Origin of the sequence: Flavobacterium flavigenum, assembly GCF_027111255.2 — a bacterium.
GTDB classification, from domain to species: Bacteria; Bacteroidota; Bacteroidia; order Flavobacteriales; family Flavobacteriaceae; genus Flavobacterium; species Flavobacterium flavigenum.
The window spans coordinates 1,746,720-1,761,884 of sequence record NZ_CP114285.2; the positions used below are offsets into that span (position 1 = coordinate 1,746,720).

General features: G+C 31.0%; 12 protein-coding genes. All 12 read right to left on the bottom strand.

Going from position 1 to position 15,165, the window contains the following annotated elements; translation table 11 throughout:
• Window positions 1–61 precede the first annotated feature (61 nt).
• Entirely contained in the window at window positions 62–2,458 is a 2,397-nt protein-coding gene (locus OZP09_RS06715) for a GumC family protein (RefSeq protein ID WP_281310496.1), read from the bottom strand.
• 19 nt (window positions 2,459–2,477) lie between these two features.
• On the bottom strand, window positions 2,478–3,269 hold the full coding sequence (locus OZP09_RS06720; protein ID WP_281310497.1) for a polysaccharide biosynthesis/export family protein: 792 nt from the start codon (window positions 3,267–3,269) through the stop codon (window positions 2,478–2,480).
• A gap of 150 nt (window positions 3,270–3,419) precedes the next feature.
• Window positions 3,420–4,838, bottom strand: a complete 1,419-nt coding sequence (locus tag OZP09_RS06725) for an undecaprenyl-phosphate glucose phosphotransferase (protein WP_281310498.1) — start codon at window positions 4,836–4,838, stop codon at window positions 3,420–3,422.
• 2 nt (window positions 4,839–4,840) lie between these two features.
• Entirely contained in the window at window positions 4,841–5,953 is a 1,113-nt protein-coding gene (locus tag OZP09_RS06730) for a DUF1972 domain-containing protein (protein WP_269237124.1), read from the bottom strand.
• Window positions 5,950–7,047 (bottom strand): glycosyltransferase, encoded by a 1,098-nt coding sequence (locus tag OZP09_RS06735; RefSeq protein WP_281310499.1) that lies wholly within the window; start codon window positions 7,045–7,047, stop codon window positions 5,950–5,952. The genes OZP09_RS06730 and OZP09_RS06735 overlap by 4 nt, the downstream gene beginning before the upstream one ends.
• A 2-nt stretch (window positions 7,048–7,049) precedes the next feature.
• Window positions 7,050–8,120, bottom strand: a complete 1,071-nt coding sequence (locus OZP09_RS06740) for a glycoside hydrolase family 99-like domain-containing protein (RefSeq protein ID WP_281310500.1) — start codon at window positions 8,118–8,120, stop codon at window positions 7,050–7,052.
• 15 nt (window positions 8,121–8,135) lie between these two features.
• Entirely contained in the window at window positions 8,136–8,903 is a 768-nt protein-coding gene (locus OZP09_RS06745) for a glycosyltransferase family 2 protein (RefSeq protein ID WP_281310501.1), read from the bottom strand.
• Complete coding sequence (locus OZP09_RS06750) at window positions 8,872–10,239, bottom strand: O-antigen ligase family protein (protein ID WP_281310502.1); 1,368 nt, start codon at window positions 10,237–10,239, stop codon at window positions 8,872–8,874. Before OZP09_RS06750 ends, OZP09_RS06745 begins: the two co-directional genes overlap by 32 nt.
• 37 nt (window positions 10,240–10,276) lie before the next feature.
• Window positions 10,277–11,722 (bottom strand): flippase, encoded by a 1,446-nt coding sequence (locus tag OZP09_RS06755; RefSeq protein WP_281310503.1) that lies wholly within the window; start codon window positions 11,720–11,722, stop codon window positions 10,277–10,279.
• A gap of 6 nt (window positions 11,723–11,728) precedes the next feature.
• The gene (locus tag OZP09_RS06760) at window positions 11,729–12,532 is read right to left on the bottom strand and encodes a 6-hydroxymethylpterin diphosphokinase MptE-like protein (protein WP_269237132.1); all 804 of its coding nucleotides are present in this window, start codon (window positions 12,530–12,532) and stop codon (window positions 11,729–11,731) included.
• A gap of 59 nt (window positions 12,533–12,591) precedes the next feature.
• On the bottom strand, window positions 12,592–13,710 hold the full coding sequence (locus tag OZP09_RS06765) for an acyltransferase family protein (RefSeq protein WP_281310504.1): 1,119 nt from the start codon (window positions 13,708–13,710) through the stop codon (window positions 12,592–12,594).
• Between the two features lie 94 nt (window positions 13,711–13,804).
• On the bottom strand, window positions 13,805–15,073 hold the full coding sequence (locus OZP09_RS06770) for a sialidase family protein (RefSeq protein ID WP_281310505.1): 1,269 nt from the start codon (window positions 15,071–15,073) through the stop codon (window positions 13,805–13,807).
• Between the last annotated feature and the right edge of the window lie 92 nt (window positions 15,074–15,165).

Sequence of the window (15,165 nt, forward strand, 5' to 3'; positions counted from 1 at the left end):
TTACAAAAAAAGGTCCAAATAAATTTGGACCCTTTTTTTGATTTTTGCAAACTCATCTGCATTAGCTTATATCTTTTTTGATTTTTCTAAACCAGGATTTTTTTTCTATTTTAACCCCATAGCCATATCCATAGCCATATCCTTTGGTAGAATCAGTATCATTAAGGACAATACACATATTTGGTAATTTCTTTTCTCTGTAAAATGTATTCGCTATAGATAACATTCTTTTCTCTAAAACATTAGCACGCATTACATATACAAACGTATCTGCATTTTTTGCAACCAATAATGTATCTGCCACCAGACTTACAGGTGCAGTATCTACAATAATATAATCATATTCCTTTTTTAATGTTTCAAACAGAGTATCTACATTTTTACTCATCAACAACTCTGCAGGATTTGGCGGGATTACACCAGATGGCAATATGTAGAAATTTTGGTAGTCATTATGCTTAATAATGTATTTGTTTATATCTGTATCATTTGACGACAAATAATTAGTTAAACCAAAATTTGGCATCGCAAAATAATCCATAAATTTTGGATTTCTAATATCCATTCCTATCAATAAAACTTTTCTTCCTGATAATGCGAAAGTAGCAGCCAGATTTACTGACACTAATGTTTTACCTTCTGCAGGAAAAGTAGAAGTCACAAAAATAGTTTTTGCTAAACCATCCGGAACATTTGTCAGCATAAATTCAAGGTTTGTCCTGACAATACGTATCGCCTCTGCTGAACTTGTCCTGCTCTCAGTTTTAATCAATTCATTCGCATCTTCAGAAGTAGGGATATCCCCTATAAAAGGTATTTGCGTTTTACCTTCCAGATCCAGTCTGCTTTTAATTTTAGTATCTAATAAATCATGTCCATATATAATTCCAAAGGGTATCAAAAGACCTATTAACAAACCTGCAAGATAAATAACTTTTTTCTTTGGGCTTACTGGAATCTTATTTGCCTTTGCAGCATCAATAACACGCGCATTAGGTTCAGTAGCAGCCAAAGAAATAGCAGTTTCTTCCCTTTTCTGCAGCAAATACAAATACAATTCCTCTTTTACTTTTTGCTGTCTGGCAATGACCCTGAACTGACGCTCCTGCACCGGAATTTTACCAATTTTACTATTCAAAATTCTTTCCTGGCTTTTTAAATCGCGGTTTTGGATCTGTAAATTAGACTGCATTCTTTTTAAACTTGTCGCAACATTGGCTTTAAGTGATGAAATCTGTGCATCTAATTTCACTACTGAAGGATTCTCGGTAGTAGCTGACTTTAAAATCCGGTTACGGTCTAAAACTAACTGATTGTATGACGTAATTAAACCACCTGCTTCCCCATTATCTGATATAATATTGGTTGGCAGTAAATCAGCATTCGTGCTTTTTTTAATAAAATCCAGCAAGGATGAAACTACATTCAACTGAATTTCAGTTTCCACACCCTTTTTATCATATTCATTCGAACCTTCAATAAAAAGCTTGGCTTCAGATTCAATGTCAGTTAACTGATTTGATTTTTTAAAGCTTTCTACATCCTGTTCTACGCCGTCTAATTCTTGTGTAATTAACGCCAGACGTTCAGCTATAAATTTAGATGTGTTTTCAGAAATAAAATTTTTATCTTCTGCAGCATCTTTATTGTAAATTTTAATCATATTATTTAGAAAATCTTCAGCTTTCTTTTGAACAGGATCTGTTATAGATATATTTACAACACTACTGGTTTTACTAATTGATTCGACTTTCAATCTTTCTCTAAAACTTTCCGTAACATTATCCAGGGGACTAATTATAATTCTAATTGATTTATCTCTTCCAATATTATTTTTCTTGTAGAATGCCGTTTTCACAATTATCAACATCCCTATTCTTGTAGGTATTTTCTCTCCAAACTTAAATTGTTTTTTAGATGACAGGAGAACATCCTTTACTTCATTCGGCTCATCTACTATTGTATTTTCTAAAGAGAAAGTATTGTTAGATATTAAATGTAATTTTAAAATTACTTTAGCCTCATCAAATAATTCCGTTTTATTTATAAAATAAACATTTATAGGGGTTTCGCCGTATATATCGCGATCTACAACATTTCCTTCAACAAATAAGGCAACATTAAGATTAAGATCCTTAATAGTACTTTCAACTAATGTTCTTGACTTCAAAATTTCAATTTCGTTATCGACATTGCTTTTTAAACTCCCACCCATTCCTAAGTCTGCAAAGGCTGATAATTCAGAAAGCATACCTCCTTTTTTTTCATCCTTAACCAATATAGAAGTACTGGCAACATAATTTGTTGTGGTGTATCGTAAATACAAAAACGCCAAAACCAAACAAAGGAAAACACTTAATATAAACCATTTCCAATGAATTAAATATTTATCTAGTTGTTCACGAAGATTTACCTCATTGATTACATCTTCTTCAGCTTCATTATAAAAATCTTGCATTTATTTTTGTTTATTCAGTTTATTTAAAAAGTAGAACAGAAAGTGACACTAATATAGAAATTGCTGATACAATAACAGAAGTATTAGGACCTACTGCTGCGGCATTTATTTTAGTTTTGTTTGGCTCTACATACACAACATCATTTTGTGTCAAATAATAAAAAGGTGAATTAATAAAATCCGCTTTTGTGATATCGACTCTATTATACGATTTCACACCATTAATTTCGCGTATAATTAAAATGTTATCCCTTTTACCATAAATAGTCAAATCCTTCGCCATACTTAAAGCCTCAATTAGTGTAATTCTTTCAGAGACTATAGAATATGTCCCAGGTAAAGTTACCTCTCCTTGTAATGAAATTTTAAAATTGGTAATTCTGAGATTAATTATAGGATTTTTAATATAAACTCCGATTTTTGTTTTTAATGATTGCAGCACTTCTGTTCTGGTTAATCCCCCTACTTTTAATTTCCCTAACACAGGAAATTCAATATCACCATTTCTATCTACCAAATAAGTCTGAGTAGTTAATTGACCTGTTGCTAAATCCGGTCTCCCCGAACTAGAAACAGCAATACTTGTCAGATTAAAAGGAATTGCAATTTCTGGATCTTCTGCAGATACAATAATCATCAATAAATCATCTGGCTGAATTTTCACTTCATATGAAGTGGTATTTTGAGGTATATTAGCTCCTTCAATATTTTGATAGTAAATAATATCTTTTTTAGAGGCACATGAAAAAAATAAAAATAAAAGTATAAAAGGTATACCTTTATTAAAAAAATTAGAAAGATTTAAATTCATTAGAATTGTTGATTTAAGTAACAAATATAAGCCAATAGCTGTAATTTTTATTTATTAATGGATTCAGATTAGAGAAAGAGAAGTAGAAAATTTATTATTTTACAACATTAAATTAATACTTTTAAATGATATTACAAATTAAAAACAAACTTAATATGCATTTTCTTCACCCTTAAATACATTAATGACAGTTTTAATAATGATTTTTATATCCAATAGAATACTCCAATTTTCGATATACCAAATATCATATTCTACCCGGTTTTCCATGTCTTTAAGTTCCCTGGTTTCACCGCGATAACCATTTACCTGTGCCCAACCCGTGATACCAGGTTTTGTATATTGACGTACTAGATAATTGCTTATTAAATCAGTATATTGTTTAGTATGATTAACCATGTGCGGACGAGGACCTACAACAGACATATCGCCTAAAAAAACATTAAAAAACTGTGGCAATTCATCTATACTCGTTTTACGCATAAAAGCTCCGAATCTAGTAATACGTTTATCATCTTTTCCCGCTTGCAATTTATCAGCCAGTTTGTTAACCTTCATACTTCTGAACTTCCAGCAAAAAAATGATTCATTATCACGGCCGGTCCTCTCCTGCCTGAAAAAAACCGGGCCTGGTGATTCAACTTTAATTAAAATCATTACTAGAGGGAATAGCCAAGGAAAAATCAACAGTATCACTGCCAGAGAAAAAACAATATCAAATGCTTTTTTTAATAATCTGTTGACTGTATACTCTAACGGTTCTCTTCTAAACATTAGAACAGGTGTGTTGTCATAAAATGAAATTTCAACTTTGCTTGATTTTGTATACAATTGAAAATCCGGAATAAACTTGATACGTACCATGTGGTGCTCACAAATTTTTATCAACTTACTAATTACGTCTACATTATCAATATGCAATGCCACATACAACTCATCTACCTGATTAACAGACACATACCCCTCAACATCATCAAATCCGCCCAATACCGGCGAGGAAATAAAAGCAAAGGGATCTACTTTTTCATCAAAAAAACCTAAAAAGCGATAACCATAAGTTAAATCTTTTGACAATGTTTTACGAATTCGTTCTCCTGCATCGTTTGCTCCTACAATAATTACATTTTTAAAATTATATCCCTTTGCGCGAATAAACTTTAAAAGTTCCATCGACAAAAATCTGGAAAGCATCAACAAACAAAAGAAAAAAGCATAAAAATAAAGTAGACGAAGTCTGGAAATTTGTGTGTATTTCAAAAAAAGCACAAAAAAAGCAATAATTGCAATATGAAATATAAACTTTTTAGTAGTTCTCTTTAAAATTGATTCCAAAGGCTCTATACGTACAATACGATAGGAATCATTACGCAATAATAAAGCTACCCAGATCAAATTGGATAAAAAAGATACCGTTTGTACTTCTTTGAGGAATAATTTATCTAAATTCCCGAAACGTACCCATGCAGACAACACAATGGCTGAATTTAACAGTATTACATCCCAAATTACAAATAAAAGCTTAAAGTAACGAGAAAACCGAAAATTAGAAAGTTTTTGTAAAATTTCCATATTTAATTTCTATTAGCTTTTTTTTCTAAAATTTCACTAAAATGGCTTGCATATTGATCTATAATAATTTCCCAATCATAAATATTGGTAATTTTTTTCTTATTTTCATTTAACATGTACTGAAAAGAATCATTCATATAATTTACATTCAGTATGTGATTTGTTACATCATCCTGATTCTTAAAATACAGGGCATCATTACCTAAAATATAGCGATTGAAGTCATTATCATTTGCACAGATTAAAGTATTTGAAGCCATTGCTTCTAATAAGGATGGATTAGTACCACCAACAGTGTGTCCGTGAAAGTAGAGATTTGAGTAGAACCTCAGATTATTCAATACTTCAATATTATATATCCCTCCAATAAACTGAATTTGAGCAAATGAGGAAAATTTATTTTTCAAATAATCTCCATAAGAAGTTTTGTGATTGCCAATTACTAAAAAAGGACGGGAAAGATTTGCTTTTGCAACACCATCCAAAATAATTTCAATACTGTTTTCTGGTTCTAATCTGGCAATTAACATATCATATTCATAAGCTAATAAGTTATATTCTTGAAGTGTTTCTTGATTATTATTTTCAAAGAGAGTTGCACCATATGCTATATAAGTAGAATCTACTTTATAAATTTCTTTTAAATAATTCTGAATTCCTATTGAATCTGAAATAAGGAAATCACTGTATTTTACGCCCAAAGATTCTGCCCATTTTAGAAATTTCTTTACCTTTTCTGAATATTTAGTTCTTTTCCATTCTAAACCATCCATGTTTGTTGTAATAATTGCTTTTTTAGGCATTAGCCATCCCCAAACCGAGCTACTTGTATATCCTAGTTGCAAAACAATATCACAATTTTGTTTTCTTACATCTAAAATACAATTTAAATCATAAATAAATTGACCTGCAGTTCCTAATTTATGCTCCGGATCATAACAATGCACTATTTGTACACCATTCCATTCTTTCTCTTTATACGGATGATTATGTGAATTATAAACAATGACTTCAAATCCTCGATTTACTAAACCTAACGCCAAGTATTCTGCACATTGCTCGAATCCTCCATAATGGTTAGGTATACCTCTAGTACCTATTATGGCTACTTTCATGAAATATTATTTTTTAATACATTTTTATAAGCTTCTAATGTCTGCTCTGCTGTCCTATTCCAAGTGTAATTGTCTAAAACAAATTTCTTTATTTCGGTATTAACGGGAGCATTGTAGGCTTTCAAAACTGCTTCTTTAATGGAACCAACATTATCCGGATCGCAATAATAACACATATTTTGAAAATACTCTTCTGTATCTCCCTTGGGACTTACAACAATATTACAATCCATTACTGCTGCTTCTAATGAGCTTAACCCCGTTGTTTCAAACCAACTCGGCAATACATGTACCTTGGCTGCTTTATAAATCTTTACCAACTCGACATGTTCTATGTGTTCTATAAATTCTACATTACCTTTTTCTTTGGCCAGCATTTTACATTGTTCATAATAGTCCATATGATTAGGAGAAGGTTTTCCTATAATTGCAAGTTTAAGTCCTGTTCCGGCTAAAGCTCTAATAAGATTTAATTGATTCTTACGCCCTTCAATACGCCCAACTGTAAGCACATAATTTTGGTAATCGTTATTCGTCCCAGCCTCACTACTAAATACTGAAGGATCAATCGCATTAACTACTTTTTGATACGGTACATTTATATCATAATCAATAGAGAGTCTCTTATATTCGCTATGGGAATTTGGCAATAACATTGAGGCTTGTTCTGCAACATATTGGACTGATTTACGGTGCCCTTTCATTAAGTAATCAATCGAATTTATCTTATCACCATTTTTAACAAATCGTGCAATTACTTTTAAATATTCCAACTGGTCGCTTGTCAATATTCGAGAGACGAACCCAGAAAAACCTGTGCGATTTTGTTTTTCATATTCACTATAATCTACATAAATAGTAGATACAACAAATGGAACAACTAAACCTTTTATATGAGGAAGAATATCGCTTGGACGTATAATATTAAAAAAATGTATAAGGTCGTAATCCGTATATGCCAACACTTTATTTGCCAGCACCACATCCACTTTGACGTCAAGGTCTCTTAGAAATGAAGCGGTTTTTAATATCTGCACGGTATCACCTCCCGGACTGGAATAGAGCGTTGCTCTTGCTATCATTAATATCTTCATTCTTATTTTTTGCCCTTAGCGTTTTTTATGTCTTTTAAATAATTTACACCTTTTTTGGTGGGCGTTAAAAAAGCCCCTTCACCATATTCATTCCAAGCATATATTAATCCTATTTTTTCAGTCCCTATTGGATTTTTAGACAACCATTGAACACAATTTGATATAGATTTCTTAACTGAATTTGGAGAAAACCCTACATAATAAGACGCATTTTCATAATTATTGCTCGTATTGGCCCAAGGACGAGGATCCCAGTTTAATGTACAAACTGGAATGTAAGGTAGTTTTTTTGATGTTCTCCTGATATTTTCCCATAATTCAATCTCCGCTGTCTGAAGCTTACTTATAGGAACTTGTATTTTAGTATTAGGAAGCGCAATGTTATGATAATTATAACCCGTAATAATATCAAATCCACATAATTCAGCCAAAGCGATATTATCGGGAGAACCATCGATACAAACGGCAGCACTAACGCCACCTAACCCCCTTTTTTCAGCATCAGAGGAGATAGTAGCAAGAGCGTCTTTTACTGCTTTTGCACTACCAAACCCTTCGACTAAAGTATGGATAGAGAAGAAAATCAAAAGAGGTTTATTATTGACTTTCATATAATTTTTTACAGAAAAATAGCTTAACCATTCTTTTGATACCACTGACCAATTATTTTTATTAATTAAGAATCCGGCATGATTAGCCACCATTAACGAAAATGACATTTTTTGAGTTACTGGTGATTTGATAAAATATTTAAGACTGTTGTTTAATGGTTCTTTTTTAAAATCTCCTTTATCAGGATAATACCAGCAAAAACTAAAAAAAGAAATGCCCGCTTTCGAAGCTGTTTCAATTTGTTTATTCATAATTGATTGCGAACTCGTCATCCATCCCCATTTTGGTTCCCTGTTTGAAAACGAATCTTTTAATTTAGACGTTAAATGATATGGATAAGTTCCATGCCAACCATCAAAATAATAAGCACCCAACTTAACTTCTGCTTGAGCCCGTGCATAGAACATTGTGAAAATAATCAAAAAGAAAGAAATACAAGCTTTGTAAAATTGTACTTTCATAACTGCAATTCTAAATTATTTTTTCAGGTAAGCATTAAAACCCATTTTCCGTAAAATCGCTTTTACCCTAAATTTTAAGCTTATCTTATAAACATTCAACCTCGCACTCGTTGCCGACGCTCCACCTGTTTGAACAGCTGCCCTTTCGTGTTCCAGTAATGCTTTTAAAGAATCACTAGCTCCCCCCTCCTGCATAAGCACTGTAATTTCGTCAAAAAAAACAGCTTTTAATTTTTCCTGAGGCCTTAAAAGCAATTCATAATCACCTGTTATTTTATATGAAATATCAAATAGCCCATATTGATCAAAAAGTCTTTTTGAATGCAAAGATCCCGGATGTGCTACAGTCATATCTTTTAAGAAAAGCGGCCATTCCCAAGGCCAGCCTTTTACACGTATAGAATGACCCGTAAGATCTACCATCTTCATACGGCTAGAAATGTAATCTACTTGATCTATAGAAGGAAGTTTGGACATAAATCCTAAATACTTTTCAATTGCTCCTGGCAAAAGCTGATCATCTGCACCAAGAAACATAATCCAATCTCCACTACTGGCAACAACCCCTTTATTCCACGCATCATAGATTCCTTTATCAGGTTCACTAATCCAAAACGATACTTTTTCGAGATGCTTTTTTATTAGATTCACAGTATCATCCTTAGAACCCCCATCTATTATTATCAATTCTAAATTATCGGAATTTTGAATATTTACACTTTCAATAAGGCGCTCTAAATACGAAGCTGCATTATATGTTGCGACTATAATAGATATCTTCATTATTATGATTATTTTTTTTTATTAGTCTCCTGGATCTCATCTTGTTAAATACTTGTGTATTAAGAGATAAACCAAATATCATCCATGCATAGTATACAAACGGGTTCTCATAAGTATTTACAGATACCGCACTTGTTATAATGTATGCCAGCAAAAAGCCAAAACCTATAGTAGCAAATGCATTTCTTCCAATATTTTTTCTTATTAAAAATCCTATCCTGAATTTTAAAATTAATAGTAACAGCAAACCAAAAATCCCCAACTCAATTCCAAAATTAATAAGTGACGATTCAGCAAAATACAAACCTGTATTGAAATGAGTATGTGCATAATCTGTCGCTCCCAAACCCTTTCCCTGAGGATTTTCAAACAAATACTCTAATGCATCTAAGGTCATATCACCTCTCGCACTTGCACTCGCTTCTTTACCAGATAGAGTAGATTCGATAATAAAATAGAATTTAGGCACACTAAATATTATTGCTGTTACGAAAAATAAAGCTATGAGAACATACTTTAATCCAAAACTTCTAAAACGCTCATCAACAATCAAGACATAGAGAAAAGTGATTAACAAAATAGCCCAGCCAGCTCGTGAAAAAGACGTTAATAAGCAAAAAGTAGAAACTCCTAAACATATTAATAAGGTCCACAGTTGAAGAGCCGAGAATTTAAAATTTGCTTTGTTAACCCAACAAAATAAACCCAAAATTACTATTGCACTGTTAAATATCCCCATTTGATTAGGCCCTCCTGTTATAAGTCCGCTTACACGGTCATAACCCATAATCTGAAATGATGAGTTATCATAGTATAAGGTTCCATCACTTGCTTCTTCAAAAGAAGCACCCAATATATTTCGGAAACTATAACGGATTGTAGGAGATACAAAATCAACTACACCCGTAATATTGATTAACAAACTTCCTAATAGAATTATCAAAAAAAACATTTTGATATCTGAACTTGTAAAACGAATTTTTGAGACCGAAATTGTTAGAAAAAATGGAAAAAATAGTTTTTTAAATGTTCCTGCTATTCTGTAATCATTATCAATCCCTATAATTGTATATACTAAAATGAATATAGAAAAGAATACAAAGATTTTTAAAGCTTCAGTATATGCATAATTCTTAACATTAAGTGTTCGGAAAAACAATGCCAAAATTCCCAATTCTTTCCAAACAGCAAATATTTCCCCACCATCTTTAAATACCAAATACTTAATTGTACCATGTATAGGTAATAAGAAAAATATCAGATAAAGAATACGCTTCTCTGAAACCCGAAAAAAATAAAACAAAAATGCACCTAAAAATAAAAGTTCTAATACCATGCTTTTTTTTTAAGAGGAAGCCTTCAAAATAAGTCTTTTAAACTTTTTTCCTATCTAATAAAAAACTTCTAATCTGTAGGTAAATAAAGTCTTTAAATATCAACAAAATTAAACTGTATACTACTCCTCCAATAGACAAGCAAAATATAAGCTTTAAAAATTTTGGCAAGTAAAGAAAAAGACTAAGCCAAATAGCTATTACCATAATAAATGTAGCAAATAAATATCTCATAAATGAATTTATAAATCCAACTAAAACAATATCTTTCGAATAAAATATCAGGCTTATCAATAGAATCAATTGCGCTACTACTGACGCAATTGCAGCACCATTAAATGAATAAAGTGGGACTAATAAGAAATTCAAACCAATATTAATTATTGTCGACAAGATTATCCAAACCATCACTATTTTTTCCTTCCCTTGCGGATAAAGAATTTGAATGCCTATAAATGATGATAGCCCAATTACTGATATAAGCGGAGAAACAATTTTTAGAGTATCAATTGCTGGTTGGTAAGAATCCCCACAAAACAGAGGAATGATTAAACCGGCTAATAAAAACAATCCGGCAGAGATTGGTAACGAAATTGCTAAAATAAATTGAAGTGCTTTTTGTGAAAGGTCTACAAAACGCTCATTTTGCTGTTCTGACAATAAGTTTGATAAGCGAGGCAACATTACCATACCTAAAGAACTTACCACGGTCAAAGCTACCTGAATTAATTTTGTCGCTGCAGAAAAATAGCCCACTCCCTCATTTGTATCAAGAAAACCAAGCATTAATACATTTAATGTTATGTAAATAACAAAAAATAAATTGAGAGCGAATGAATGAAGTGTAAATCTAAAATGTCTGAAAATACTTAACTCAAGCCATTTAACATTTTTAAAATCAATATACATTCTAAGACGAAAGAGATTAAAAAAATTTCCTCCCGCCACACCAAAAACATTGTAAATAGCATACCACATTAAATCTGTTTTGTTTTTTACTAAAAAAAACAACAAAAACAACGAAATAATTTTAACAATCAATCCCCGAATAGTAATATACTTAAAATCTTCTACCCCTTTGTAAAACCATTCGCTACCAATTGTCATTAAAAAAATGGATGAACTCAAAACCATAAACAATGGCAGCTCGTTACGCACTTTAGTTATGCTATATCCTAATACAGCAATAACTAAATACCCTAGTAACGTAAGAAACAAACTCAAAAGCAATATTTCTAAAGAAATTTTTGTTCTTTTTTCAGGATTATCTCTCACTTTCGCTACTTCTCGTACACCATACATAGGTATCCCTAATAAAACAAACATACCTACATAATCAACAATGGATTTTAGAAAATTTATCTGCCCTATTCCATCTGCCATCAATATTCTGGAAGCATAAGGAAATGTTATCACTGGAAACAAGACAACCGTAACCGTATTAAAGAAATTTAGTAAAAAATTTTTTTTTAATGATTTAGACATTCGTTTTTATTTACTTGACATTAAGATTTTTTCTAGTTCCACTCTTGGAAATATTTCCAGCATCCCACCTCTGGTGGCATTATAAATTTTAATACCATTTTGATTTGCATATTCTAATGCCAGTTTATAATCATCCATTAAACCATTGTATAAATCTTCGGCAGAGTTGGCTAAATTATTTGCACCTTTGTAGTCAACTAAACTACTATGCTTTACCTCACCAAAAAAGTTACAATCAGTACCTAACAAGTATATTTCTTTAAATCCCATATAAAATGCAATCTGCATCAAAAAATGTACTACAGAGCTTCCTTCATATACCCGTTTAGAAATATCTGTACTGATACTTGTTGTCCAAAAGCGTTTCGGAATAATTTTACGAACATAAGCATTATATCCAATACCTTGCTTAAAAGGCACTGCAAAACCATTTTTTATATGCCATTTAATATATTTATCAGGATAAAATGCGCAATTTAATTTAACATCAGTCAATTCATCCTTAATCCTTTCGAATACATTTACATCCACCACACCATAATAGTCTGGTCTCCAATTTGTTTTATCAAACAATTTATAAATAGAGTTCATTCCAAAACAAATCTCACCCTTTAAAATGTTTACATCATCCAACGTTAAACTCGGTCCCGAAGCAACAATAAAACATCTTTTATCATTATGTATATTTTTAAATTGCTTTAAAGATTTAAAACGAGATTTAAAAATAAATGGAACAATATACGCTATATAACTCGTAAGTACTATTTTATATGGTAATTTAATAAACCACAGTTCCTTTATTTTGTTCATTAATTTCTTTAAAATGAGTTAATTTTCTTTACAATTTCTGGCTCTTTCCACTAAAACCTCTATTGTAAATTATTACCTGTTGTAAATCGTACATCTAATCTTTTTATTATTCTTCTTCCAAATTCTACACTTGGTTTTTCGATATATTTTTCCGACAATAACGCGAATCCAAAAGTACAGAAAACTGAAAACAGATAGAATATCATAAGAGTTACGGTCCCATTAATCATAGATAATCTCGGTGCTAAAAAACTAGTAATAAAATGTGCAAATATAAAATGTAATAAATACATAGAAAATGAAACCTGACCTATTTTAATTAATAACTTTTGATTTAAAAAATCATTTTTTTGAAATAATTCAAACAGAAAAACAAATGATAATCCGGATATTATAGGAATAAGTGAGAAAAAGTATGGTACATTAAAATACCATAACATATTAGAGACAAAAGTTAAAGCAATAAAGAACAGAAAATTATTAACTGAACTTAATTCATATTTATAATACTTTTTAAAAAAGAAATATCCAATACCTATCAAAAAAACAGGCAACTGATTAATAATATTAAAGTAAATGAAATCATTATTTGAAATGTAATATCCAGAAAAACTCAATAAAACAATACATAATTGTGAAAAAATAATTCCTGAAAAAATAAATATAAAAATACTCTTAAAGGAATATAATTTAACTCTAGCGACTTTAAACAAAAAAGGGAATATTGCATAGAATGCCATTTCAGTTCCTATTGACCATCCTCCCTCGACAATCTTATTATTAGCTGATGGAACAAAACCATGAATAAAAATTAAATTGCTAAATATATTTAGAAAATTATATTTAGCTGGAACTTCAATTTTACCAGTATGAAATTGTGAAATCAACAAAGATACAACAAAATAGATTATTAATCCACAATAATAAGCTGGAGCAATCCTAAAATATCTTCTAATTCCAAATTTAATCAAAGGTAAAGTTTCGTTATCTCTCCTATAACCAGAAAGACAAAGTGTATAAGCTGAAGCTATAAAAAAAAGTTGAACCCCCATTTGTCCATACCTTGCTATTACTTCAGTTATAAAATCTAAATTCCTAATTTTTTGAGATGTGTGAACCAGAATAACCATCAGTATCGCTACCCCTCTAATTGAGTCAATAAATTTCAACTTCATCATGTACTTGTAAACTTCTTACTTAAATTAATTAGAAATAATTTGATTGTTTAAACTGGAATTTTAATGAGTTCCTTATGCTTAAATATTTGCAGTATTATTTTAGAGAACTAATATTGGATTTTAAAAAAACAGCACGATTGTTAATAATATCCTCCTCATTAATTTTTATTAAAACAATACCTCCAACTGGAGCCCTCAAATAATCATAAACTATATTCAATACTCCGGGATCAGTTTCTATCATGTCAGGATAGCTGATGCCATAACCACCTTGAGTACCAATAGTACTATCTAAAAGTATTTTATAAGGCCAGGTAAGGCCATCATCTTCAGAAAGGCAAACTGTCATATTCGATCTATTAACATCATTGTTAAAAATAAAAACCAATCGTCCTGACTTTAATTTGCCTAAGTAAAATCGAGATGGTGTTGTAGCTCCAAGATCTGTAAATTTGATAGAATTATCCCAGGTATCTCCATCTTTACTTTTAGAATAATAAATTCCATCTTTAGTTCTAACCATACCCAAGTAAGTACTATCTTTCAATTGAACAACCATATGTTCATGAATTTGACTGATTGCAACTGGCACAGGAATTGCTCCTGTTTTTTTAAAATCTACTAAGCTTTCATTTCCATAGTTTGCTTTATAGATAAAGGGTTTATGCATTTGATAATTGCCTTCGTACCATCTTGCAACAGGAAATACAACTTGATCAGAGAACTCAGAATAAAACAATTTATTCAGCATAATACCTTCCACAATTTTTCTTGGAGGAGAAAAATTAATCGTATCGCCATCATCTGACAAGTTTATTTTTGAGTACCAGGTAGTAGCCCATTCTTTTGCGGCAATATTTTTTTTCTGTACATGTTTCCCCCAATACAGATAAAGATTCCCAAATTTATCTTTAAAAAAATTTGGGTCTTTCATTCTTGTGGAATCTTCAGGAGAAACTGCCAATATCAATTTGTCATGATCCCAGCTTTGCCCCTTATCTTTACTTACAGAAATAGTTAGATAATTTTCATTACTTTCACCGTTTCCTCCACTGATCCAGCCTGCATATAAATTACCTAATCTGTCCACACCTATTGATGGTATTCCCTGCCACTTTCTTTTTGACAATAAAAACCTGGGATTATTATTTTGATTTTGCAGGATTTCCCCTTCTCCATATACATCTGAATTTACAATATGATCCTTTAAAAATAAATCAAAGTTATCTCCCGGGTAGGAGTTAGGCGGCTTGTGCGTGTCTATTGGAGTAGGTTTCTCCGAAAAAGAATCTTTATCAACACTACAACATGTGAAAGCAAGTATTGTAAAAATAGAAAAAAGAATTAAGTATTTTTTTTTCATATAAAATATATGTTATCAGGAAAAGTCAAAAAAATATTTTAAAAATACTACTTACTTCAATCTAAATAATTAAAACACAAATAAAACAAGCA